The 22,829-nt window shown below is 55.4% G+C and carries 24 protein-coding genes; 12 read left to right on the forward strand and 12 right to left on the reverse strand.

The genetic code is table 11. From position 1 onward, the window contains the following. Positions 1-113: 113 nt before the first annotated feature. The 4 genes from G565_RS25420 to G565_RS0121230 form a co-directional block, all read right to left on the reverse strand. Positions 114-1,094 (reverse strand): HNH endonuclease, encoded by a 981-nt coding sequence (locus G565_RS25420; protein ID WP_051208383.1) that lies wholly within the window; start codon positions 1,092-1,094, stop codon positions 114-116. A gap of 1 nt (position 1,095) precedes the next feature. Next, positions 1,096-2,205 (reverse strand): DNA cytosine methyltransferase, encoded by a 1,110-nt coding sequence (locus tag G565_RS0121220; protein ID WP_028672581.1) that lies wholly within the window; start codon positions 2,203-2,205, stop codon positions 1,096-1,098. A 231-nt stretch (positions 2,206-2,436) separates the two neighbouring features. Continuing rightward, complete coding sequence (locus G565_RS0121225) at positions 2,437-3,072, reverse strand: flavin prenyltransferase UbiX (protein WP_028672582.1); 636 nt, start codon at positions 3,070-3,072, stop codon at positions 2,437-2,439. 10 nt (positions 3,073-3,082) lie between these two features. Next, positions 3,083-3,955: an acyl-CoA thioesterase gene (locus tag G565_RS0121230; protein WP_028672583.1), complete on the reverse strand. Its 873-nt coding sequence runs from the start codon at positions 3,953-3,955 to the stop codon at positions 3,083-3,085. A gap of 354 nt (positions 3,956-4,309) precedes the next feature. Between G565_RS0121230 and G565_RS0121235 the strand changes: the two genes are divergently transcribed. After that, complete coding sequence (locus G565_RS0121235; RefSeq protein WP_028672584.1) at positions 4,310-4,903, forward strand: hypothetical protein; 594 nt, start codon at positions 4,310-4,312, stop codon at positions 4,901-4,903. A gap of 126 nt (positions 4,904-5,029) precedes the next feature. Here G565_RS0121235 and G565_RS25425 read toward each other — a convergent pair whose 3' ends face one another. Continuing rightward, positions 5,030-5,623 (reverse strand): alpha-ketoglutarate-dependent dioxygenase AlkB family protein, encoded by a 594-nt coding sequence (locus tag G565_RS25425; RefSeq protein ID WP_051208385.1) that lies wholly within the window; start codon positions 5,621-5,623, stop codon positions 5,030-5,032. Between G565_RS25425 and G565_RS0121245 the strand changes: the two genes are divergently transcribed. From G565_RS0121245 to G565_RS0121260, 4 genes are all read left to right on the forward strand, one after another. Beyond that, positions 5,622-5,948: a hypothetical protein gene (locus G565_RS0121245; protein ID WP_028672585.1), complete on the forward strand. Its 327-nt coding sequence runs from the start codon at positions 5,622-5,624 to the stop codon at positions 5,946-5,948. The genes G565_RS25425 and G565_RS0121245 overlap by 2 nt on opposite strands. Before the next feature lie 152 nt (positions 5,949-6,100). Further along, positions 6,101-8,995, forward strand: a complete 2,895-nt coding sequence (locus tag G565_RS0121250) for an HD domain-containing phosphohydrolase (RefSeq protein WP_084649513.1) — start codon at positions 6,101-6,103, stop codon at positions 8,993-8,995. A 77-nt stretch (positions 8,996-9,072) separates the two neighbouring features. Continuing rightward, positions 9,073-9,618 (forward strand): DUF2058 domain-containing protein, encoded by a 546-nt coding sequence (locus G565_RS0121255; RefSeq protein WP_028672587.1) that lies wholly within the window; start codon positions 9,073-9,075, stop codon positions 9,616-9,618. Positions 9,619-9,638: 20 nt separating this feature from the next. Then, on the forward strand, positions 9,639-10,697 hold the full coding sequence (locus G565_RS0121260) for a peptidase M42 (protein ID WP_028672588.1): 1,059 nt from the start codon (positions 9,639-9,641) through the stop codon (positions 10,695-10,697). 359 nt (positions 10,698-11,056) lie between these two features. Here G565_RS0121260 and G565_RS25430 read toward each other — a convergent pair whose 3' ends face one another. Continuing rightward, entirely contained in the window at positions 11,057-11,986 is a 930-nt protein-coding gene (locus G565_RS25430; RefSeq protein ID WP_051208386.1) for a LysR substrate-binding domain-containing protein, read from the reverse strand. Between the two features lie 123 nt (positions 11,987-12,109). Between G565_RS25430 and G565_RS25435 the strand changes: the two genes are divergently transcribed. Beyond that, positions 12,110-12,322, forward strand: coding sequence for a DUF1127 domain-containing protein (locus tag G565_RS25435; protein WP_037340987.1), 213 nt, complete (start codon positions 12,110-12,112; stop codon positions 12,320-12,322). 57 nt (positions 12,323-12,379) lie between these two features. On the opposite strand, the gene G565_RS0121275 is transcribed toward G565_RS25435, so the two are convergent. Continuing rightward, complete coding sequence (locus G565_RS0121275; RefSeq protein ID WP_028672589.1) at positions 12,380-13,708, reverse strand: DEAD/DEAH box helicase; 1,329 nt, start codon at positions 13,706-13,708, stop codon at positions 12,380-12,382. 368 nt (positions 13,709-14,076) lie between these two features. Between G565_RS0121275 and G565_RS0121280 the strand changes: the two genes are divergently transcribed. Further along, the gene (locus tag G565_RS0121280; RefSeq protein WP_028672590.1) at positions 14,077-14,790 is read left to right on the forward strand and encodes a tellurite resistance TerB family protein; all 714 of its coding nucleotides are present in this window, start codon (positions 14,077-14,079) and stop codon (positions 14,788-14,790) included. A gap of 10 nt (positions 14,791-14,800) precedes the next feature. Here the strand turns inward: G565_RS0121280 and G565_RS0121285 are convergent, their stop codons facing one another. From G565_RS0121285 to G565_RS0121295, 3 genes are all read right to left on the reverse strand, one after another. Continuing rightward, positions 14,801-15,571 (reverse strand): sulfite exporter TauE/SafE family protein, encoded by a 771-nt coding sequence (locus tag G565_RS0121285; protein ID WP_028672591.1) that lies wholly within the window; start codon positions 15,569-15,571, stop codon positions 14,801-14,803. 134 nt (positions 15,572-15,705) lie between these two features. Then, positions 15,706-16,803 (reverse strand): NAD(P)/FAD-dependent oxidoreductase, encoded by a 1,098-nt coding sequence (locus G565_RS0121290; protein WP_037340990.1) that lies wholly within the window; start codon positions 16,801-16,803, stop codon positions 15,706-15,708. A 74-nt stretch (positions 16,804-16,877) separates the two neighbouring features. Then, positions 16,878-17,258 carry a SirB2 family protein gene (locus G565_RS0121295; protein WP_028672593.1) on the reverse strand — a complete coding sequence of 127 codons (381 nt, stop codon included), beginning with the start codon at positions 17,256-17,258 and terminating at the stop codon, positions 16,878-16,880. 85 nt (positions 17,259-17,343) lie between these two features. Here G565_RS0121295 and G565_RS0121300 point away from each other — a divergent pair, with 85 nt between their 5' ends. After that, positions 17,344-18,516: an NnrS family protein gene (locus tag G565_RS0121300; protein WP_028672594.1), complete on the forward strand. Its 1,173-nt coding sequence runs from the start codon at positions 17,344-17,346 to the stop codon at positions 18,514-18,516. Positions 18,517-18,680: 164 nt separating this feature from the next. After that, positions 18,681-18,902, forward strand: a complete 222-nt coding sequence (locus G565_RS25440) for a hypothetical protein (protein ID WP_037340994.1) — start codon at positions 18,681-18,683, stop codon at positions 18,900-18,902. A 26-nt stretch (positions 18,903-18,928) separates the two neighbouring features. On the opposite strand, the gene G565_RS0121310 is transcribed toward G565_RS25440, so the two are convergent. After that, positions 18,929-19,366 carry an Rrf2 family transcriptional regulator gene (locus tag G565_RS0121310; protein ID WP_028672595.1) on the reverse strand — a complete coding sequence of 146 codons (438 nt, stop codon included), beginning with the start codon at positions 19,364-19,366 and terminating at the stop codon, positions 18,929-18,931. A 187-nt stretch (positions 19,367-19,553) separates the two neighbouring features. Here G565_RS0121310 and G565_RS26985 point away from each other — a divergent pair, with 187 nt between their 5' ends. Both G565_RS26985 and G565_RS0121325 read left to right on the forward strand, forming a co-directional pair. Then, complete coding sequence (locus tag G565_RS26985) at positions 19,554-19,730, forward strand: hypothetical protein (protein WP_157600202.1); 177 nt, start codon at positions 19,554-19,556, stop codon at positions 19,728-19,730. Positions 19,731-19,937: 207 nt separating this feature from the next. Then, positions 19,938-21,575, forward strand: a complete 1,638-nt coding sequence (locus tag G565_RS0121325; RefSeq protein WP_028672596.1) for a glycoside hydrolase family 13 protein — start codon at positions 19,938-19,940, stop codon at positions 21,573-21,575. On the opposite strand, the gene G565_RS0121330 is transcribed toward G565_RS0121325, so the two are convergent. Continuing rightward, a complete protein-coding gene (locus tag G565_RS0121330; protein WP_028672597.1) occupies positions 21,556-22,035 on the reverse strand; it encodes a MarR family winged helix-turn-helix transcriptional regulator in 480 nt (159 codons plus the stop codon). The genes G565_RS0121325 and G565_RS0121330 overlap by 20 nt on opposite strands. Positions 22,036-22,214: 179 nt before the next feature. On the opposite strand from G565_RS0121330, the gene G565_RS0121335 reads away from it, so the two are divergent. Then, positions 22,215-22,610: a hypothetical protein gene (locus tag G565_RS0121335; protein ID WP_028672598.1), complete on the forward strand. Its 396-nt coding sequence runs from the start codon at positions 22,215-22,217 to the stop codon at positions 22,608-22,610. Positions 22,611-22,829: the final 219 nt, after the last annotated feature.

A 22,829-nucleotide genomic window follows, 5' to 3' on the forward strand; every position in this document is an offset into this window, starting at 1 on the left:
AACCCTTGCTCAGTGCATCGAGATTTCCAAAGCGGCGTTACTGCCTTAGAATTAATAGCGCATTCAACAATACGGGCGCCAATAGAGTTGGCTATACCTACCACTCCATTCACTTACGAACCTTTCAGCTTTTGTAACAGAGAAGACTTTGAGATATTTCCCCGATGTGTATCATCGTGACAAATATTACATAATGTAATGAGATTCTCTTGAGTGTTAGCACCACCCTTTGCATGATGCTCAATATGATGCAGTTCAAGTATTGACCGATATCGATCTGCCAATCTTGATTTTTCAGGATCCCATCCACAAAAGCGGCAACAAAAATCATCTCTTTCAAGTACTTTCACACGAACCGAATCTGGTATTTTTCTATCATGGACTGGTGCCTGACGATCTTCCTCGAGCAAGTAAACACCAACAGGGAGACTGGGCATCCCGGTCATTCGTGTTGCAATTGGCCAGCCATCCTCAGTACGCAACTCGCGCACTCTTCGAGGCCATTCCGAGGCACCTTTAGCAAGATACTTAAGCTCCTCGCCTGTAATTCGCTTTCCCAAATTTTCTCTAAAATATTTCAGCAACTTACTTTTTACGCCTAGATTACTTTTCCTAATCTCATTGGCTAAATTCCAGCGATGTGCAGCGTCTCGATCTTGCTTGTCTTCTGTTAAAATATATGTATCCGTTTTACCAACGCTCAATATATCTGTGGCGGGCATATCAGAACCTTCGTCTTCAACGGCCTCTTTATAAGCCTGCCCTGTAAATACTGGCCAACCGTTCTCCACCCTCAGCTCCCTGATTCGCCTCGCGTATTCGCTAATGCCAGCAACAATCATCAATTCATCACCCTGAACCAGGACACCTGGGTACTTTCTCAAATAAGACAATACCCGATCTCTCGCAGAATCGGCATTTTCATCTTTAACTAAGGAGCTACCCAAGTCCCTTAACTGGTGATTTGCAGGTATTAGTGCTCGAACTTGATCACGCAAGTTCTGCTCCAGAAGCTTTTTCTCGAAATCCACTAAAAGGTCTACTAGCTTCTTACGGAGTATTTCTGGGTCATTACGCTTAGAACGTCTAGCCATGCTACGCTACTTTTTTTCCAGTTAATTTTCTACATTCCATTAACTCTGAAACATATCGAGCTATAGCCCCGGCAAAAACAGGGGGGACTGCATTCCCGATTTGCCTCGCCACTTCTATCTTGCTACCGGTAAACTTAAAGTCATCGGGAAAAGACATTAATCGGGCAGCCTCTCTGTGGGTAATAGGACGATTCATACATGGATGAAGGTATCTGCCTTTTTCTGGCTTGTAGAATTCTGTACGAATCGTCACGGATGGTCTGTCCCACCATAATCGACCGAATAAGTCCGTCCCACCAGACTTCTTATTTATCCAGCACATTGGCGTAATATCTGGTCGATTACGCTGTAGGTCAAACCGGTTACCTCCAACTGGGACAGCTTTATATCTTTCAATACTTTTCGGTGTAGGAGTCCTGCCAAAGTGTAAATCTAAAGGTGGCTTTTTCTCATAACGAATATCCGTACCTACTGGTTCTGGCAAGTCCGCTATAAACTCTTCTACTGTGAGCCACGGTGGCAACTCGTTCGATGTTCCGGGAGCAGCATGAGTTCGGCGAGGCGGGAATTCTGGTAGCATGCCAAAATCAAAGCCTCCGGCTTTTACACCGATTGCAATAGTTCTTTTCCTTGTTTGGGGGGCTCCATAATCAGCCATATTCAATACGGCTGGCTCAAGCATTTCAAACCCCATGCCGCCAGCTCGTTTGCAGATATCTGCAAACTCTGGGCTCTTTAGTAGTCCTGGCACATTTTCCATAACAAAGATATCTGCGCCGGACTGCTCCACAATATCCATATAAGGTTCCCACAATGCTCGGCGCGCATCACCAACTCTATTCTTGTTTAATAAACTGAATCCCTGGCAGGGAGGCCCGCCAATAACAATGTCAGCCTGAGGTACTGTATTAGAATTTAGCCATTGCTCGATGTTCGCATCCAAACAATGCTCTCTATATCCAAAGTTTGCATTGTAAGTATTTACCGCATCCTTATTATTGTCGATCGCAAGGATACTATCGAAGTCACCACAGAATCGACTGTCCGTGAAACCAAGCGACATTCCACCAGCACCGCAAAATAGATCTATGAGTTGGTATTTTTTCACCATTTATTGCCTCTGTAAGATATCCAATCTTCTAATGCACATTGCAAATATGCTGTTTTTATATACAGTAGTGTATTGATCATCTGTAAGCAAGTTGACCTATGATGGTTCTGTCACACAGCACGAAATAATATAGGAATTGTAAGAATACGTCCCTGCCAGCAATTTCTGATACTGAATTGTTCGGTAATTTTGCAAGTCTTTTGATACTTGCAAAAAGCAATAAAACCCGCATCAGCTGCCTCCAGTTTCCGCCCCGGCACCCCGATAACCCCAGGGTGGCAGCAGGCTTTGTGGAATACCGGCGCATTTGAGCACCCGGGCCACAATGAAATCGACCATGTCGGCCACGGTTTCGGGCTGGTGATAGAACCCCGGGCTGGCGGGCAGGATATGAGCACCGGCTCGTTTGAGCGTCAGCATGTTGGTCAGGTGAATCTCGCTGTAGGGCGTCTCGCGCGGTACCAGTATCAGCTTGCCACCCTCTTTGAGCACCACGTCGGCTCCGCGCTCGATCAGATTATCGCACTGACCGGTGGCAATGGCTGCCAACGTCCCGGTTGAACAGGGGCAGACGATCATGGTGTCGGGTGCTCCGGAGCCACTGGCGACCGGGCTCATCCAGTCTTCCCGACCGGCGATGATCAGCTCACCGCCGGTGCCCAGCCGTTCCCGTAAATAAGCCGCCAGTTTTTCATGCTGTGCTGGCCAGGGCGTGCCGGTCTCTACCGCGGCCACCATCAAGGCGGCCTTCGATACCAGCAAATGCACTTCATAATCGGCGGCCAGCAACACCTGCAGCAGGCGTTCGGCATAGGGCGTGCCCGAAGCACCGGTTATGCCCAGGGTAATGCGTGGTCGCGAAGTCATCGTCGTTGCCTCAGTCATCGGTGTCACCGGCATACCGGATCAGACCTTCCTGCGCGGTACTGGCGACCAGGTTGCCGTCCCGATCGAAAATCTGCCCTCGCACATAACCACGCGCGCCACTGGCACTGGGGCTGTCGGCGACGTAGAGCAACCAATCGTCGAGCCGGAACGGGCGGTGAAACCAGATGGCGTGATCAAGGCTGGCGATGGTCAGGCCCGGTTTCATCAGCGAAATGCCGTGAGGCATCAGCGCCGTTTCCAGAAAGCCATAGTCGGTGGTGTAGGCCAGCATCGACTGATGCACCAGGGGGTCATCCGGCAGGCTGCCGTTGGCGCGAATCCACATATGGCGCTTGGCGATGCCGTGGCGCGGCCGAAACGGGTTTTGCGCCTCAACAATGCGGTATTCGATCGGCCGTTCTGCGGTGAACAAATCCCGCACCCGCCCCGGAATTTCATCGGCATGATCCCGATACAGCTTCACCTCCGACTCCAACAGCTCGGGGCCTGGCACGTTGGGCATCGAATCCTGATGTTCCAGGCCGGATTCCGGCGCTTGAAACGAGGCCGTCATGGCCAGAATGGGCTTGCCAAACTGACTGGCGATAACGCGGCGCACGCTGAAAGAGCGGCCGTCGCGGATAATTTCAACTTCGTACTCGATCGGATGATTGGTATCGCCCGGTCTGAGAAAGTAGGAATGCAGTGAGTGCGGCATGCGGCTATCGAGCGTCTGAATAGCCGCCGACAGTGCCTGGCCAATAACCTGACCGCCAAACACCTTGGGGTACCCCAAATCCTGGGACAAGCCGCGATAACGCAGCTGACCGATCGGTTCCAACTGCAATAATTCGATTAAGCGCTCAACAACAGCGTTTGCCATTCGGCATTCCCCCACCCATTAACAACTGGTATTGCCCAAAGCCGCACATTGTTTCAAAAAACGGCCTTTAAGTCGCGCCAAAAGACTGTCAATATAAGCCTGTACAAAAAACAACCTCGGCTGTGTGTGATTATTTTGACGCTTTCGCTCGAAAAACACTGTACGATTTTGAACCAGCGTCACAGTTCTCGACCATTCCGCGGGGTCGCCGTCGAACAGGGATCTTTTACCCTATAGTAACCGTATAACCCCGAATCTGACGACAAGGCTCCGCTGGCATTAATCCCAACGTGCCGACAGACAGCTGTAAGCGTAATATGGGTGATACCGCCTAACCGGCGAAGGAGCAATCGAATGACCACCATGGCACAGCAACCTCAGAACAGCGACCTGGAATGGAGCCTGGATTCCATCCAGAGCCGCAACCAGGCCGTTGATTTTGTGCGCTGCTTTGAAAGCCGCCTGTGTGTCTATGCGCCTTCCGTCGAGCAGTTCTACACCAACTACAGCCTGCACTTTCCAAGCTCCGAAAACAGCAAGATGGTGGTACTGCCCAACCCTTACGCCTTTCACGACACCTTTCACGGCATTGTGCCCGAGGCAGTGCGCGACACCGGCTTTCACATCGTGCCCGGTGAGCTGATCGGCAAGACCGGCTTTTACGTCATCGTCAAATACAAAAGCCGGGATGTAAAACCCGTGCCCATTCCGTTCAAGCAGGCGCTGAAGAAAATGATTCGGACCCGCCATTCGGAAGACCCTTTCCTGCCCATTCTGGTCAAGGGCGACTTGCGTGAGTTCAACGCGAGTATGCCCTGCCTGCACCTGCACCGGGTCAAGCTCGCCAACCTGACCCGTCGCTCCGAGTTCGAGAAAACCAGCATCCGCAATGCCATTGTCGACAAAATGACTGAGCTCTACCGCGATGCGGACTCGTTAACCGATTAAGTTTCGGGTTCATGGCTTACTAACTTCAAGGTACCTGCCGACAAAGCCCTAAAGGGGGCGAGAGGACTGGAATGTTCAGCCTCGGGAGCGGATAGCAATGGTTACATTCCTATCATCCCCCAAACGTCATGTTAACTCACTCACTATCCTTCTAAACGTCAGACTGATCCTGTCCCCTGCATTCGCCCGGGCCGGCAAGCTGTGCTGCCAGTGATGCTGCAGTGCACCACTCATCACCACCAGATCACCCGATTTCAGCGACACGGTCAGTGTTTCTTTATGCTGCTCGTTGCGACGCAGGCGAAAATCGCGTGGTGCTCCGAAAGAGAGCGTGGCTACCGTCGGGTTGGCGCCCAGTTCCGTCTCGTTATCGGCGTGCCAGCCCATGCGGTCGGCGCCGCTTCGATACCAGTTGGCCAGCGCGAAATTAAACCCACAGTCCGCCTGCTTATTCACCGCCTCCAGCAACGCCAACCAGTGCGCGGGCCAACCGTTCATCACCCGAGTCTGGCCGCTATAGCCGTAGCGAACACCTGCTTCGCCAAGCCAGGCTTCCAGCCTGGGAATTGGATGTTCCTTGCCAAAGACAGTCACCCGACTCTGCTCCCAGGGCAAATTCCCGACACAATCCTGCAGCCAGGCCTCGGCGTTTGGCCACCAGTTCCGGTACACTTGCAGGCGTCCCGTTTGATCATTCAGTAAGGTGTCGCAGGTTCTCATGTCTACATCCGCAGAAAGTGCCCAACAGTGGCTCTCAGAAAAACAGCCCGGTCTTGAGGAAGTTCAACAGGTTGTCGCGCGTCTCGAACAGCGCATCAGTCAGCATCAGGGCGAGGAAGAAGCGATACAAGGCTCGGTCGAGGCACTGATACTGCTGCAGGACCACATTGAATCGGAAAAAGCCCCCGCCGACCAGCCCCCTGCCGCTTCCGACGTCCAACTCGACAACGGCCAACTCATTCCCGAGGCCGACCCGGTGCGACTTGAAGACGATGTCAAACGCCGTGCATTCGAGGCCCTCAAAAACCAATTCAAAGATTTATAGATTCCTCTCACACTGGCCGGAAAACCGTCTAGGCTGACAGACATAGCGTTCATCTCATCCGGCGGTTCAGGCTCAGAGTTACCTTACTCAGAGTCACCTTACGCAGCACCCTCTGGGTACCAGGCTCCGTCTGTTGAGGCACCAGATAACCCGTGATTGCAGTTAAGGCTGATAATCAGCCTGGCGAGGTCCTGTTTGTGTCACAGCGGTTTTACATCCCATTGCAGTGGCTGATCAGCATGGCTATTACGCTGAGCCTTCTGGCGCTCAGCCTGATCCTGGTGACTTTGAGCTATCAAAGTACCCGGGCAACCTTGCTGTCAGCCACAACGTCGGCTGCTGAGAATGCCTCCGATCTCCTGGATGGCCAGATAGAGCAGTTAATTCAACCGGTCGAGAGCATTGTTGCCCAACTGCAGTTTGACCCCCTGGTCTCTGCGGTGCGGTTTGAGGACCGACTGAAACGAGTGCCTGCTCTCGCTCAGGTTCTGGCTTCCAATAACGTCATCAGCGCCGTCTACGTGGGTTACCCGGATGGCGACTTTCTGTTACTTCGGCCGATCAACAACGAACGTGCCCGCAATGTACTAGACGCCCCCGATGATGCGCATTTTCTGCTGCAAAGCGTAGAGCGTCAAAACGGGGAAACCCTGGGCCGATGGGCCTGGTTCGATAAACAACTCCGCCTCAAGAGTATTGTCATACGACCCCAGTACGCCTTCGATCCACGTACCCGCCCCTGGTTCATCGACGCCAGTGCCAGCGACGAGCGTATCCTGACCGACCCCTATGTGTTTTACACCACAGGTGAAATCGGTATCAGCCTGGCCAGTCAGTCGGCGACCGGTGCCATTTTGGCCGTTGATGCATCCGTGGAAGACCTGTCGTTGCAAGTGAAAACGCTGGCGCCGGTTACGGGCACTCAACTGGCACTGGTCAGTGAAGGCAATAAAGTGATTGGCTACGAGCACGTCGATCAGATGATTCTGCCAGACATAAACGGCAGTTTGCGCCTGGCAGAGCTGTCCGAATTGAACCTGCCGGCACTTACCGACGTCGCCACCAGCTCACAGCCTGCTCGCACCTTATTCCCGGTTTCTATCAACAATCAACCAGGCTTTGGGCTGTGGTCGCCTTTATCAGCCTTTGCCAATGAGAATCTGCGCGTTCTGATGGCCGTTCCCCAGGCATCGCTATTGGCCGATGCCAAAGCCTTGTTGCGCCAACAGGTTGGGTTGTCGTTGTTACTGGTCATCGCGTTGCTGCCGATTGGCTGGTGGCTGGGTCGCCGTATTGGCAAGCCACTGCGCAAACTGGCCGACCAGGTTGAGGCCATTGGTCGCTTCGAGTTCGAGGCGGATATCGAAGCGGTGCACTCCAACATTCGGGAAGTGCATGACCTTGGCCTGCATACCGAGCGCATGGCAGGCATGATTACCAATTTCAGCCGCATCAGCCAAACACTGAACCGCTCGACGGATCTGGACAACATGATCAGCGAGGTCTTGCACGAACTGGCGTCAGCCGTGGGGGCAACGGACGCCGTGGTCTATCTGAACAACACCGAGCAAACACGGTTGATACGGGCCGGTCATGTTGGACCCTCTCGAGTGCCGGTCACACTGATGCTTGGCGAAAACCCAGCGGCAACGGTGAGAGAAACGCTGTCGCGCAAAGACCAGCGATTAACCACCACCCGACTGGTGAACCGAAGCAATCACCCCATTGGCGTGCTGGCGTTAAATCGGCCTGAACACACGTCCATCACGGATGTCGAGTTCGAACATTTTATGGAGCGTATGGCGGGCTCCGTGGCCATCGCCATAGAAACCCGTCGGTTGTTCAAGGAACAAAAAGCGCTGTTCGATGGCATTATCCGGCTACTGGCCGATGCCATTGATACCAAGTCACCCTACACCGGTGGCCATTGCGACCGGGTACCCCAGGTAGCCAGCATTTTACTCAACAAAGTAGAGGCGCAGACTGATGGGCCCTTTGCGGATTTTTCGCTGACGGCCGAAGAGCGCTACGAGTTCACCATTGCCGCCTGGCTGCACGACTGCGGCAAGATCACGACCCCCGAACACGTTGTTGACAAGGCCACCAAGCTGGAGTCTCTGTACAACAAGCTGCACGAAATTCGCATGCGCTTTGAGGTGCTACACCGTGATGCCGAGATCGAGTATCTGGCCGATTTGAACAAAGGCGGCAACCAGCAACAACGGCTCAAAAAACGGGACCGGCGGCAGGCACAATTACAACAGGACTTTGCCTTCATCGCCCGGCTGAACCTGGGCAGTGAGGCCCGGGTGAGTGATGATGACATTGCCCGGATGAACCAAATCGGAGATCAAACCTGGTGGCGCCATTTCAGCGACCGCATTGGCATCTCCTTTGATGAGGCCGATCGACTGGCCCGGGAACCGGAACCCCCACTGCCCTGCCTGGAATTGCTGCTAGCGAACAAACGCGAACACCGGGAGCCCTGGGGCAGCTATCAGCCGCCCGTCGAGGCGGGCCACCCGAACAATCGCTGGGGCTTTGACATGACGCTGCCGGAATACGCTGCCAACCACGGTGAGCGCTACAACCTGTCAATCCGGCACGGCACCCTGAACGATGAAGAACGCTTCAAGATCAACAACCACATTGTCGAGACCTACCGTATGCTGACTACGCTGCCCTGGCCCCGGCACCTGGCCCGGGTGCCGGACATTGCCGCCAATCACCACGAACGCATGGACGGCACGGGCTATCCGCGCAAGCTCGACGGCCACAAGATGTCGGTCTCTGAGCGCATTATGGCCATCGCTGATGTGTTTGAAGCCCTCACCGCTGCCGACCGGCCATATAAACCGGCCAAAACCCTGTCAGAATCGCTCACGATCATGGTATCGATGGCGTTGAATGGTCACTGCGACCCCCGGTTGCTGAAAGTGTTTATCGAGACCGGCGCCTACCGCACCTATGCCGTCGGTTTTCTCAAACCCGAACAGTTGGATGAAGTCGATGAAGCGGCTCTGATTCGGCGACTCACAACTGCTTAAGCCGACGGCATACCATGCCACCCTTGTGACTGCTAGAATGCCTGCATTCGAATCAGCCACATGAGCAGGCATTCACTATGGCAAAATCACTGGCAGACCAGCTTATGAAAGCTGGCCTGGTTGATAAAAACGCGGCCAAAAAAGCCGAACGGGACAAGCGCAAACAAAGCAAACACCAGCACAAGGGCCCGACCGATGCCGATCTGGAAAAACAGGCACGACTGCAGCGCGAACGCGAAGAAAAAGCAGAGCGCGACCGGGAGCTGAATCGTCAGCGGCAGGAAGCAGAAGAAGCGAAGGCGATGAAAGCCCAGGCGGCCCAAATGCTGGAACAGAACGCGCTCGGAGTCGATGGCGAGATTCGCTTCAGCTTTACCGATGCCCGCATCAATAAGATCAAACAACTGTATGTCAGCCAGGAGATTCAAGACCAACTGGCGAAAGGCCGGGTAGCGATCTGTTCGGTCGACGAGCGTTACATCGTCGTGGCGAAAGCCGTGGCTGAAAAAATCGCGCAGCGTTTTGCCGAAGCCGTGATATTTTTAGCCGAACCGGATGACAGCCAGCCGGATGAAGACGACCCCTATGCCGACTTTGTCGTCCCCGATGATTTGATGTGGTAGCCAATCAGGATTCAACCATCATGGCGAACTTTGACGACTTTATTGATCTGCTGAAAGTGCTGATCCGGGAACCCAGCGTGGTCGGGGCTGAACATTCGTTTTTCCGGGTGTTGCAGCGCGAACTGGAAGAGCGTGGCGCCAGGGTAACCTGGTATGAGGGTCTGCTGGTCGCCCAGGGCAACCAGCCCGATACAACCTATTTTTCAGCTCACATCGATCGCCATGGGCTGGTCTGCACCGGTCCGAACGAATTTCAGTACGCTGCGTTTGTCGCAGGCAGCCGGTCCGATCTGCTGGGCAATTCGGTCTCGGAAGAGCTAATGCGCAAAGTGGTCGACCGCTTTGTGAAGACGCCGTTGATGGCTTATGAGCCCTGGTCGGGCGCTTATCGGGGCGGTGGCACCATTGTCGACAGTTTCATCTGCGAACATCGAAACAACCTGATTTTCAACGTCGATGGGCTCGACCACCTGGTCGCCGGCACCCCGGTGGCGTTTCAGGACCGGCTGCTGAATCAGGACGGATTGATCAGTGGCCAACTGGACAACGTGCTAACCGCCGCCTGCCTGGTCCATCTGTTTTCGCTCGGCTACCAGGGCACGGCCTTCTTTACGGCTCAGGAAGAGGCCGGTCGCAGCTGGCGCTACTTGCTGGAATGGTTCCGCCGCTTCGGTGGTTCGACCAACCAACTGGTCGTGGTCGATACAAGCCCCTACCCGGACCGAGCCAGCGCCGACGTGCAGGATGTCGTTTTGCGTCATCGCGACGCCAACGCCGAGTTCAACGTCAGCACCACTCAGAATCTGGAAGCCCTGTGCCAGAGCGAGGGCATTCGCTACAGCTTCAAGGATGACTACATCGCCCAGCGCAATGCAGAGCTGGAGGCCAGTGGCCAGAAACCCCAGTCCCTCGGCAGCACCGAATTGGGCCGCATTACCGCCGCCTCCAACGGCCTGGTCCACGGCACCACCCTGCAAATCCCCACCACCGGCTACCACACCATGCAGGAAACCGCTCAGGTGGCCGCCGTCCAGTCGTTTTTGCGGTTGCTTCAGGGGATTGGCCACTGCGTGGCCTGACAGGCCCGTTGTTTTTGGTTGGTTGCCACGAGTTCGTTCCAGTGACTGGGTAGACCTGTGTGGGGTCGGCGTGAATCTGTCCATGGCGGTCCGACGTCTCGGGCCTAGGCCGCAACATCCATGTTGCGGACTTCCCCACACAGGTCTACCCAGTCACTGGCACTCGCGCTAGCGTCAATTCAAAAACAACCATTTCTGTCTTTTGAGAGTGGCAGCCAAACCAAGTGCCAGATGCCGGGTAGGCCTCTCCGGGGAAGTCTGAGGCATGGATGCCGAAGCCTAGGCCCCATGGACGGGTTTACGCCGACCCCGGAGAGGCCTACCCGGCATCTGGCACGAACCCCTGGGGCTACCAACCCTCATGTCCCATGGAAGTCCCACATTTCTGGCAGGAAGGTGGTTTGCATTTCGTGGATCAGCCACTTGCGGAAGGCGGCGACTTTGGGGCGCTTCAGGTAGCGCTCCGGGGCGACCAGGTAGTATGAGTAGGCCATCGGCAGCTCGAACGGGAAGACTTTGATCAGCCGGCCACTGATGATGTGGCTTTGCACCAGCGACTTGCGCGCCAGGCCGACAAAACCGCCGGCCAGGGTAATATCGATCAGCATTCGGGAATCTTCAATGGTCATCGCCACGTTAAAGCCCTCCCAGGGATACCCCTGCTGACGAACCCAGCGACCCCAGGGTTCTGGCTCGTAGTCCAGATCTTCCACGAGATCGACTGTCCGCAACCAATCCAGCGTCGCGCCTTCGGGCGGTACCATATCCGGCACGCAAACGGCCATCAGAGTGTCGTGCATCAGCCATTCTGAGACCAGACCCGGGTAACGACCGCTGCCAAAGCGCAACGCAACATCGGTTTCGCCATCAAAGGTATCAACATGGTGGGTTGGGTTCAGTACGACCCGATACTCGGGCTGGCGTTGGCGAAAGCTGCCCAGCCGGGGAGCAAGCCAGGCCGAAGCGAATGAGGGAATGACGGAGACTTTCAACCGGTCCGGGTTGGGGTCGGCGCGCAGCCGGGAGACGCCCGTGTTCAAGCTGGTGAAGGCTTCCTGAACGTAGGGCAGCAACGCATGCCCTTCAGGCGTCAACCGCACTTCCCGGTTCAACCGTTCAAACACCTTCACACCAAGATGCTCTTCCAGCGTTCGAATCTGATGGCTGACCGCCGCCTGGGTCACAAACAAGTCTTCTGCAGCGAGCTTGAAACTCAGGTGTTCTGCGGCCAGTGCGAAGCAACGCAAGGTGTTCAGCGGCGGCAAACGGGCAATCGGCGAGTCGGACATGAAGGGCACCCGGGAGTTCAGATAACCTCAGCTTACTTGAAATGCAATTTATATCAATTGTGGCTTATCTGAAACTGCCGGACAATGCACTCATCATCCCACTGCCTGAACAGGAGGCGAATCATGACTCAATATACGCTCAACACCCCATTGGCCTGCTGTGAAATCAGTTCACCAGCTCCTTTCGCTCAACGCTTGCTGGCGCAATTCAAGCGCTCCGTCATGCGCTACAAGACCCGTCAGGATCTGGCCAGCTTGCCAGATTATCGCCTGCGTGACCTGGGTCTGACCCGCGATCAGGTCGTGCGTGAGATCATCAAACCGATCTGGCGCTAAAAAAGACGTCATCTTTATGTGCCCCGCCAGCGGCGGGGCTCACGAAAAGCCCGCCGCTTACTCAGCCGCGGGCTTTTTGCGTTTCATGGGTTTATAACCGCCATCGCGGTCTTCGGCCGGCCCACTGGGCCGGCTTGGGCGCGGGCCTGACTTGGCGGGCTTTTTAACCTTGGCTTTGTCTTTGCCTTTCGCCTTTTTCGGTTTCTTCTTACCGTAAGCCTTGCCGGATGCCCGAACTTTGGCAGGCCCCTGGTAGGTGCTGGTGAGGCCAGGCAGGGTGGTTTTACCGAAACCCGCGCCCAGGTATTTATGAATGCGGGCCATCAGATCCCATTCGTTCGGGCCGACCAGGCTGACTGCCCTGCCCGGTTGACCGGCACGTCCGGTACGGCCTACCCGGTGCAGGTATTCGTCACCCTTGCGCGCCAGATCAAAGTTCACCACCAGTTCTACACTGGGCAAATCCAGCCCGCGTGCGGCGACGTCGGTTGTGACCAGCACTTTGTACTTGCCGCTGCGCATCCCACTGACGACTGCGTTGCGCTCTTCCTGGGTCAGGTTGCCGTGCAACAGACCACAGCGGCGGGTACCGCTGAGCAATAAAGAGTGCAGCCGTTCCGCTTTCACAATGGTGTTGGTAAAAATAATGACTTGCTGATTCGGGGCTTCGTCCAGCAGGGCGTGAATCAGCTTTTCCTTGAAGGTGTCGTCGTGCGCCAGTATGTATTGCTGGCGAATGTTCTCCGGCACCGAGCGCGAGGCATGCAGCGAAATGGTTTCTGGCTCGTGCAGCAGCTTTTTGGCCATGGCCAGCACACCGCCGTGCTCCAGCGTGGCGGAGAAAAGCAATGTCTGACGCGTCGGCGAGCAATGTTCGGTAATGGCGATAACATCATCCCGGAAGCCCATGTCGAGCATGCGGTCGGCTTCGTCGAAAATCAGGAATTCGATATCAGACAGTTCAAGGCTGCGCCGTTCCAGATGCTCTTTTAACCGGCCCGGTGTGGCGATCAGAATGTCCGGCGTTTTGCGCAGTTCCGCAGCCTGTTCCTGAAACGAGGCGCCGCCGGTAATACTCAGACTGGTTACGTTGGTGGCACTGCCGAGCTGGCGACACACTTGTTGAATCTGACGGGCCAGCTCACGCGTCGGTGCCAGTATCAGTGCCCGAATGCCGGTATTGGGCGACGAACGACGATTGAACATCGACACCATCGGCAGCACGAACGCCACCGTTTTACCGCTGCCGGTCTGGGCACTGACCATCAGGTCTTTACCATCCAGAATGCGAGGAATAACGGCTTCCTGCACATCGGTGGCTTCATGAATGCCGTGCTTGGTTAATGCAGCGGAAAGCGGTGGGGCGATGTCTAATTCATCAAACACTGAGTGAATACCTTCTTGATCAGTCGGGCGAGCTTGTTGGCAGCGAGTATAACAGAGACAGGAATTCAGACGACTGCTTAGTAGCTCAAGCATCGGAGTTCGCGACAAACCGAGTGCCGGGTGTCGGGTGTACCTATCCGGGGAAGTCCGCAACATGGATGTTGCGGTCTAGGCCCCATGGACGGGTTTACGCCGGCCCCGGATAGGTACACCCGACACCTGGCACGGATTACTGGCAACTCAATGAAACTGAACTCCGATGCTTGAGCTAGAAACAGAACCCTGTCAGGTAAAAGTTCCGTCAGCCCAATGATGTCGATCTGAATAACCGCTAGATTAAGCGAATCATCCTGTTCAGAGGTTTATAAATGATTACGCGTGGCTTAATTGACCAGTTAATGAAGTCCGGTTCCGACCTGATGCAAAATCCCTCGGTTGGTCAGGCAAAGACCGCCGCGACCGACAAGGCATCGCAGTTGTCGGGCCTGCTCGGTGGCAATGCGGGCAGTTTGCTGTCCGGTGCCGGCGGCGGGCTATTGGCCGGTGGCGCCCTGGGCATGTTGCTGGGCAACAAGAAGCTGCGCAAAACCGGCGGCAAACTGGCCATGTACGGGGGTGTTGCGGCGCTGGGTGCGGTGGCGTTCAAGGCCTATCAAAATTACCAGCAAAAACAGTCCAGCGCGCCTCAGGGAACCCCGGAAACCCTGGACCGCTTGCCCGATGCCCAGGCCGAACAGCATAGCCAGGCAATTCTGCGAGCCGTTATTGGTGCAGCCAAGGCCGATGGCCACGTCGACGACAAGGAGCGCGCCCTGATCGATGGTGAAATCGCAAAGCTGAGTGGCGATGCCGAGCTGACTGACTGGTTTGACCGGGAGCTACGCAAGCCGCTCGACCCGACCGACATAGCCAGCTCAGCCAAAACGCCGGAAATGGGGGCCGAAATGTATCTGGCCAGTTTACTGGTGGTCGATGAGCAGAATTATATGGAAAAAGCCTACCTGACTGAACTGGCCCGTCAGTTGAAGCTTGACCCGGTATTGGTTACTGAGCTGGAGTCCCAGGTCGTTGGCGTGAGCTGACCGCCGCCGGTCAGGCGTACAACAGGCCGTACAAACCCCGCAAAAACATGCTGGCCCCTGTGGCCAGCAACACCATCAGCACCACCCGCGCAAAAACCGCCGGAGACATCCGCTCTCTTAACCGCTGACCGAGCAGCATACCGAGCACCGCCGGAATAAACAGCAGCACTGACATCAGGCCATCGTAGGGGGTTACCAGCCCCTGAGTACCCAGGCCAATGGCCAGAACCAGGGTTCCGCTGAACAACACGAAACTGGTCGCGAAAATAAACTCCAGCTTTTTCAGGCCGGAAGCAATTAATACCTGCAATGCCGGAAACCCGAAAAACGAGGTCAGACCGCCAAAGAGTCCGCTGAAAAAACCACTGATCAGGTAATAGCGTGTCTTCTTCTCGGCGGTTACGGTCAGCGGCCTGGCCAATTGAGCGGCTATCGATAACACCATCACACCCCCCAGTGCGATGGACAGCCAATGCGTATTTAATCGGGACAACAGTTGCATGGTGAACGCCATGGTCACCAGCAGTACCAGCACCATCAGCCAGATGCTCTGCAAAATCCGCCAGTGCCGGCGCGCCTGAAACAACTGCACCAGGTTGGTGGCGAAACCCGAGGCCAGCACCCAGCCCATGGCCTGGGTAATGGGTACATTAAATAAAATGGTCGACGCCGGTATCGCGATGAAGGGCATGCCGAAACCCGATATTCCTTTCACCATGCCCGAGGCCAGAAAGATCAGAATAAGCCAGGGCAACAGTGACAGCAGGGTCTCAAAGGTCATGTAGAGATCGCTTAGCGTTTTAAAAAGAGGAGAAAGACTACCGGTTAATACAGGAATTTCCAGCATTCAGCCCGGCACAGAGCGTTGCACGGCCTATACCCGGCGTCTGTCGGATGCCTGGGGGAAGTTAACGCTTACTGGCCCTGTTCAAACACCGCATCGGCAATGGCCATACTGGCCGTCAGCCCTGGCGACTCGATACCAAACAGATTGATCAGCCCCTGGTGCTCTGCGCAGTTATAGCCTTGCAACAGAAAATCGTCATTAATAACATCGCCCACCTTCACCTTCGGTCGCACCCCCGCATAAGCAGGTACCAGCTTGCTGGCATCAAGGCCGGGCAGGTAGGTTTGCACGGCACTGGCAAATCGACCAGCCTGTGCCGGGTCGACTTCGTAGTCGGGCACATCGGTGTCGAGGAAGGTGACGTCGGGCCCGAATCGGGGTTGGCCGTTCAGATCCAGTGTCAGATGAATGCCGAGCCCGCCGGCTTCCGGCGTCGGGTACAGCAGGTGCGATACCGGTAAACGGCCGCTGTAACCGAAATAACAGCCCTTTGCGTAAGCGGCTTCCGGTAAATCGGCAATGGCCGGAGTGACCGACCGGGCGACGGTCAGTGCCCCCAAACCGGCGGCGTTAATCACCCGCCCGGCATCAATGACCGAGCGCTCGCCTTCGCTGTCGACAACCGACACTTGCCAGTGATCTCCACTGCGCTCAAGTTTTTCCACCCGATGATGACAAACAACATCCCCGTCATGTGCTTCAATATCGGCCTGAAAAGCGGTCATCAACGCATGAGAATCGATAATGCCGGTTTTGGGTGACCAGAGCGCGCTGCGACAGGACACGGCAGGCTCCCGCTCGGCGACCTGTTTCTGCGCAAGCGACTCAAGCGAGACACCATTGGCGGCGGCATTCGCTTGCAACTGCTCAAGCTTCGCTTCACCCGCTTCATCGGTGGCCAGAATCAGTTTGCCCGGCAAACCATAGGGGACATGCCGGTCCTGGCAATAGGCCACCAGTTGCTCATATCCCTGCACACAGAGGCGCGCTTTGAGTGAGCCCGGGCGGTAGTAGATGCCGGCATGCAACACTTCGGAGTTACGTGAACTGGTTTCCTGGCCGGGCGTCGGGTGCTGCTCCAGCACCAGCACGGACTGGCCGGCCAGAGCAAAGCGACGGGCGATGGCGAGGCCGACCACACCGGCCCCGATGACAATGACATCCATGATTTTACTGCCTGAAATAACATTGGAGAATACTAGTGTACTTGATCCCGGGAGTCTCGGCACAGACCTGCCCGTCAAAGACCTGGCAACACCGACCTGGTGATCGCGACCGCAACCATATAGCCAAATACACTCAGCGCCAGCACCGCATATATCGCTCTGCTGGCGGGCGTTTTACCCCGCTTAATCGCCATGGTACCGAGCAGAATGTAAACCACCAGTGCTGACAATTTGGCCATCAACCAGGGCATTTCATGGGGCCACACCCGGAGGATCGACAGCATCCAGACCCCCATCGTCAGCAACAACGTATCGACAAGATGAGGGGCGACGCGAGCCCACCGGTGTTGTAGCCAGTTTGCTTCCAGTACCGATGCGATGGCTCGCAGAACAAATAAGCCGACGCTTAACAGCGCAAGCGTGACATGAACATCACGAATCATTAAGTAAGACATGACTACCACCTGACAACCCCTACACCAGCATTGTAACGCACCTTTACAAAGATGTATTATACATGCCTCTTTTAAGGAGTTCATCATGCCTCAGTTATCCGGTACTGCCTGGCTCAGTTATTCGTTTCGGCCCTTCTTTCTGGCAACCGCGCTCTACGCCATCCTGGCGGTTCTATTCTGGGTGGCCTATTTGTTTGGCGGCTGGTCGCTGCCGATTGGCTGGTCACCCATGCACTGGCACAGCCATGAAATGCTGTATGGCTGGGTGCCGGCCGCCATCGCTGGTTTCCTGCTCACGGCCATGACCAACTGGACCGGTGCCCGCCCCCTGTCCGGCGCTGGCTTGTTGGCCTTGCTGATGCTCTGGGTCGCCGGGCGAGTGATGTTTCTGACCGCAAGCCTCTGGCCCGCCTGGCTGGTCGCGCTGGTTGACCTGTCGTTTCTGGCTGTATTGACGATCTATGTCGCCGTCGTTCTGATCGACCACAAAAACTACCGGAATCTGATGCTGGCGGGGGTTCTGGCGCTACTGCTCACAGGAAACGCTGTGATGCATCTGGGCTTTAACGCGGGCTCCATCGCCTTGCTGAAAAGTGGCGAACAGCTGGGTCTCGGTCTGATTACCCTGATGATGGCGATCATTGCTGGCCGGATCATCCCCGCTTTCACCGGCAACTGGCTGCGGTTGAGTGGCAAAACCAATTCCGTGCGCCGACCCGTCTGGCTGGACCGACTGGCCATTGGCAGCATAGCCTTGCTGATCCCGCTGAGTCTGCTGCCCGTCGGCAGCAGGGCGACGGGTTTGGTTGCTTTGCTTGCCGGCCTCACCAACGGACTGAGACTGGTGCAATGGCAAGGCTGGCGCACCCTGGGTGAGCCCTTGCTGTGGATACTGCATCTGGCTTATGCCTGGCTGGCGCTATCGCTGGTGTTCCGGGGGCTGACTGACTGGTCCCTGCTCAGTGCTACCCATTTCTGGCAACACAGCCTGGGGCTTGGTGCCATGGCCACCCTGATACTCGGAGTCATGACCCGGGTCGCTCTGGGCCATACCGGTCGGCCACTGAAACTGCCCCGCGGCGCTGTCTGGGTATACTGGCTGATCACTCTCGCCACCCTGTTGCGACTGGCGGCCTCGGCCCAGTGGCTCGATTATCGCTGGGCTGTAAACCTGTCTGCCCTGGCCTGGATTCTGGCCTTCGGCCTCTTTCTGGCCTGCTATACACGCATTCTGACGTCACCACGCACGGACGCGTAACTATCCTCCGATGGGCTGCCGTTCTGGCAGCCCTAATAACAACGCTACTGTCTTGACTTTCATAAAGATCTATCCATAATGCATCTTATAAAGAGTCATATTACATGACTCTTTATAAGTACAGAGTCCTCTCCCGGGATTCCGCCACCAAGAAGGAGTGCACTATGGATGCTCATCGAAGACTGGAACTGGCCCACACACTCATGCTGCTGGCGTTCCTGGGGTTCATGGTCGCGACACTAAATGCGTATGTCTGGGATTTTAACCAGGGCCTGGGTGTGCAGATCGCATCCCACATGCTGATGCTGATTTTCCCGGCCGTGTTCAAGCTGTCTTACGTTTTACGGCTGCACTCGTTGAAGAGTATGGGGCTGGAAGCGCATTAGTCCGGCATACTCAGCAAACCGGCGTGTCACACAATACGCAGGATTCGCGTCAGGTCGACCTGATTCCTCGGTTGAATCAGGTCTGCCAGCGTGTAGTTATCCAGCGTCGACAAAAATGCATTGCGCGCTTCGTTCAGGATATTCTTCAGGTTACAAACCGGTGCGATGGCACACTGATTGTCCGATGAAAAACACTCCACCAGATTCGTATCCGACTCGGTCTCTCTAAACAGCACGCCGATATTGATGTGCGCCGGATTCTGCCCCAGACGCAAACCGCCGTTCTTGCCCCTCACGGCCGACACATAACCCAGCTGATTCAGCTGGTTAACCACTTTCATAAGATGGCTCTTGGAAATGCCGTAGCTGTCTGCAATAGCCTGAATGGTGGTCAGACGATCCGGCTCGGCAGACAAATAAATGAGCACGCGCAGAGCGTAGTCGGAGTATCGGGTGATGTGCATGATCGGAATCCTGGGCTGGTGTTCAATGCACCCGATGGTAACATGAATCAAAAATCACGCTTTAATTTTCCGCACAAAAACGATAACCGAACAAGTGGATTGACAAGGGCTGCCTTTCAGCTATAACTGTACCCGGAGAACGCTCCCAAAAAGGCTCTCCCCCTGAACCACCAAAGGAGCCAATGTCATGAGCAAAGAAAAGAACAAAGGAGCCAATGTCATGAGCAAAGAAAAGAACAAAGGCCACAAGGAAAAGAAAAAACCCAAGGCAGCCAAAGTCGGCAACAAGCCTTCCGACCTACAAAAGCCAGCGAATACCGTCGGCGGCGCCATTGAACGGGATCATCACAAGCACGATCATTGAGAGATGTTGCCACCCAAGCTGGCTCTGCAAACCGGAGCCGGCTCATCCGTCCACAACTGATTCGAGCACCAGCCATCACTTCCAACTTCTCGCTTTTCCATCCCCTGATTTCAGCCCTCATGCTCGAAAAACATTGCCCTTTCGCCGGCTGAGCTACTAGCCTTGCCAGCCAATGCAAAGACGCTATGGCCAACAAAGGGCTCAACCATGACACATCCCTGGTGGAAAACTTCCGTCGTTTATCAAATATACCCGCGCAGTTTCATGGACAGCAATGGCGATGGCATGGGCGATCTCGACGGCATCATCAGCAAACTGGACTACCTGGCATTACTTGGCATCGATGTGATCTGGCTGTCGCCGGTCTTTCAGTCACCGATGGACGATAATGGCTACGACATATCCGACTACGACGACATCGCGCCTCAATTTGGCACTCTGGCCGATATGGACCGGTTGATTGCCGAAGCCGAAGTGCGCGGCATCAAGATCATCATGGATCTGGTGGTGAACCACAGCTCGGATGAACACCCCTGGTTTGAATCGGCACGCCAATCCAAAGACAGCCCCTACCGCGACTTTTACATCTGGCGGGATGCACAGCCAGACGGTTCCCTGCCAAGCGACATCCGCAGTTACTTCGGCGGACCGGCATGGTCGTTCAACCCCGCAACAAACGACTATTACTTTCACCAGTTTTCGACCAAACAACCGGACTTGAACTGGGAAAACCCCGCTGTACCCGAAGCGGTGTACTCAATGATGAACCGGTGGCTCGACCGGGGCATCGCCGGTTTTCGAATGGACGTTATCGACCTGATCGGCAAAGATGTCGACAACAAGGTACTCGCCAACGGGCCCACCTTACATGCCCACCTTAAGGCAATGCACCAGGCCACACTCAAAGGTCGGGATGCACTCACAGTGGGTGAAACCTGGAGCGTCACCCCGCAAACCGCAAAGCTGTATTCAGCTCCCGAACGGCAAGAACTGTCGATGGTGTTCCAGTTTGAGCATATTGAACTGACCTTTGACCCGGTGCATGGTAAATGGAAACCCCGAGAGTTTGATCTGGTTGCCCTCAAGCAAGTGTTCGCCAAATGGCAAACTGAACTGGCCGACAATGCCTGGAATTCACTGTTCTGGAACAACCACGATTTGCCCCGGGCCGTGTCCAAGTATGGTGATGACGGACCCTACCGAGTCGCCTCGGCGAAGGCCCTCGCCACCGTGTTGCACGGCATGCAAGGCACGCCCTATGTATACCAGGGTGAGGAAATCGGCATGACCAACGTCGCCTTTAAAGCCATTGGGGATTATCAGGATATCGAGACGCGTAACCTGTTCGCAGAACGACTGGCTCAAGGCGAATCGCCCGACGAACTGATGAAGGCCATTCACAAAAACAGCCGCGACAATGCCCGCACACCAATGCAGTGGGACGCTGGCGATAACGCGGGTTTCAGTGCCGGAAAACCCTGGTTGCAGGTCAACCCGAACTATCCGGACATCAACGTCGCAGCTAGCCTGAAAGACCTGGATTCTGTTTTCTATCACTACCAAGGCTTGATTCAACTGCGCAAAACCAATCGAACCCTTATCGATGGCCACTTTACGCTGTTACTGGCCGACCACCCTCAGGTATTCGCCTATGTACGGGAAACAAATGAAGAAACACTTTTGGTCGTTGGGAACCTGTCAACACACTCGTTGAACGTGCCTCTGCCCGAAACTCTCTCACTCGAATCAGCCCAACTGCTGGTGTGCAGCGGCACATCAAGATCGCAACTGACCTCAACGCTGGAACTGGCCCCGTATGATGCCTTTATCGCATCGCTGACGTAGCCATACCTTCATGGCCAAGCGCCCGTTCGAGCTTGGCCATCGCCTGCAACAGCAATTCGCGCTCCTTGTCCGTCAACGAACTGAGCACAGAGGCTTCCCAATCCCTGGCCTGGGGCAACAACTGATCCAGCAACGCGCGCCCCGCCGCGGTTAACCGGAGGTGGTGCGCACGCTGATCTTCTTGGTTGGGACTGCGGCTGATCAGCTCCCGCTCGACCAAAACCTGTACCGCCCGCGAAACCCGTGCCTTGTCCATCCGGGTTGCCTCCCGAATCTGCTTGGCGGTCAGCACCTCGTGCTGGTTCAGCCAGGCCAGCACCCGCCACTGAGCGATGTTCAGCGAATAAGACGACTCGTAGAGATGTGCAAGCTGTTCGCTAAGCTGGTCGGCCAGGCGGTTGAGGCGGTAAGGCAGGAATTGGTTCAGGTCGAATGAATGACCGGGGTTGGGTACAGGCATGGGACAAGTTCCGACAGTGACATGCCCAAATGGTTGCACATGAAACCGACCGAGTACAGGTGAGCGCCCCTACTGCGTTCACGGCTCCCACTGCCTGGCCTAAAAGCCTACTCACAGAATTTTCACCGGCCTTTGCCATGCTGTCGTCATCGACATCACAGACGAACAAGGAGCATCTTATGACGTTTCACTGCGCACCGAACCGGACCGCCCGCGACCAAACAGCCAGCGTTTTCTGTCTGAACTCAAACAATGCAAACCCTAATCTAAAGCTATCGGGAGACAAGCAGGCGGAGGAAGCCTTGCTTCGGCGCATCAAATGCCACCTGATGACGGAGCTGGACCAACAAGCGCAGACCCACCTGAAGATCTATGTTTCTCTGGCGATGCCAACAACACTTCAGGCACTGGTCAACGACGTCACGTTTTATGTCGATGACCAGCGTCATACTTTACGAGTGACCGATCTTAGCGGCTCAGGGTTACCGCAGGAAAACAACTGGTTGGCAACGGTTTGTCAGGGACCCGCTGCCCGGGGTGCTCTAATGGCTACCGTCAGTCTGGGGTACACCTGAGGCATATGCCTATTGAACAGGCAGGCGCAAGGTATCAACAATGTCTCCGGATTGTGTCGCATCATGGCTTGGCCGAGAACGTCAGAATTGTCAGGCCATCCACCATTTCGTTGGGTGGGTATAAAAAGAGATCGTGGCTGTGACCTCATATTTTTTTCGACAAAAGCAACCAAACATCAGTCGACGCAACCCCTTCCCCCAGCCCGAGTCTTTGCTTTG

The organism is Saccharospirillum impatiens DSM 12546 (genome assembly GCF_000423605.1).
Classification (GTDB): Bacteria; Pseudomonadota; Gammaproteobacteria; order Pseudomonadales; family Natronospirillaceae; genus Saccharospirillum; species Saccharospirillum impatiens.

Excerpts from the sequence above, each read along its gene's own strand:
- G565_RS25425 (WP_051208385.1), bottom strand. The coding sequence starts at position 5,623 with ATGAGAACCTGCGACACCTTACTGAATGATCAAACGGGACGCCTGCAA.
- G565_RS25420 (WP_051208383.1), bottom strand. The coding sequence starts at position 1,094 with ATGGCTAGACGTTCTAAGCGTAATGACCCAGAAATACTCCGTAAGAAG.
- G565_RS0121225 (WP_028672582.1), bottom strand. The coding sequence starts at position 3,072 with ATGACTTCGCGACCACGCATTACCCTGGGCATAACCGGTGCTTCGGGC.
- G565_RS0121295 (WP_028672593.1), bottom strand. The coding sequence starts at position 17,258 with ATGTCTTACTTAATGATTCGTGATGTTCATGTCACGCTTGCGCTGTTA.
- G565_RS26985 (WP_157600202.1), top strand. The coding sequence starts at position 19,554 with ATGAGCAAAGAAAAGAACAAAGGAGCCAATGTCATGAGCAAAGAAAAG.
- G565_RS25430 (WP_051208386.1), bottom strand. The coding sequence starts at position 11,986 with ATGTCCGACTCGCCGATTGCCCGTTTGCCGCCGCTGAACACCTTGCGT.
- G565_RS0121255 (WP_028672587.1), top strand. The coding sequence starts at position 9,073 with ATGGCAAAATCACTGGCAGACCAGCTTATGAAAGCTGGCCTGGTTGAT.
- G565_RS0121235 (WP_028672584.1), top strand. The coding sequence starts at position 4,310 with ATGACCACCATGGCACAGCAACCTCAGAACAGCGACCTGGAATGGAGC.
- G565_RS0121300 (WP_028672594.1), top strand. The coding sequence starts at position 17,344 with ATGCCTCAGTTATCCGGTACTGCCTGGCTCAGTTATTCGTTTCGGCCC.
- G565_RS25435 (WP_037340987.1), top strand. The coding sequence starts at position 12,110 with ATGACTCAATATACGCTCAACACCCCATTGGCCTGCTGTGAAATCAGT.
- G565_RS0121280 (WP_028672590.1), top strand. The coding sequence starts at position 14,077 with ATGATTACGCGTGGCTTAATTGACCAGTTAATGAAGTCCGGTTCCGAC.
- G565_RS0121330 (WP_028672597.1), bottom strand. The coding sequence starts at position 22,035 with ATGCCTGTACCCAACCCCGGTCATTCATTCGACCTGAACCAATTCCTG.
- G565_RS0121220 (WP_028672581.1), bottom strand. The coding sequence starts at position 2,205 with ATGGTGAAAAAATACCAACTCATAGATCTATTTTGCGGTGCTGGTGGA.
- G565_RS0121335 (WP_028672598.1), top strand. The coding sequence starts at position 22,215 with ATGACGTTTCACTGCGCACCGAACCGGACCGCCCGCGACCAAACAGCC.
- G565_RS0121230 (WP_028672583.1), bottom strand. The coding sequence starts at position 3,955 with ATGGCAAACGCTGTTGTTGAGCGCTTAATCGAATTATTGCAGTTGGAA.
- G565_RS25440 (WP_037340994.1), top strand. The coding sequence starts at position 18,681 with ATGGATGCTCATCGAAGACTGGAACTGGCCCACACACTCATGCTGCTG.
- G565_RS0121290 (WP_037340990.1), bottom strand. The coding sequence starts at position 16,803 with ATGGATGTCATTGTCATCGGGGCCGGTGTGGTCGGCCTCGCCATCGCC.
- G565_RS0121325 (WP_028672596.1), top strand. The coding sequence starts at position 19,938 with ATGACACATCCCTGGTGGAAAACTTCCGTCGTTTATCAAATATACCCG.
- G565_RS0121310 (WP_028672595.1), bottom strand. The coding sequence starts at position 19,366 with ATGCACATCACCCGATACTCCGACTACGCTCTGCGCGTGCTCATTTAT.
- G565_RS0121260 (WP_028672588.1), top strand. The coding sequence starts at position 9,639 with ATGGCGAACTTTGACGACTTTATTGATCTGCTGAAAGTGCTGATCCGG.
- G565_RS0121285 (WP_028672591.1), bottom strand. The coding sequence starts at position 15,571 with ATGACCTTTGAGACCCTGCTGTCACTGTTGCCCTGGCTTATTCTGATC.
- G565_RS0121245 (WP_028672585.1), top strand. The coding sequence starts at position 5,622 with ATGTCTACATCCGCAGAAAGTGCCCAACAGTGGCTCTCAGAAAAACAG.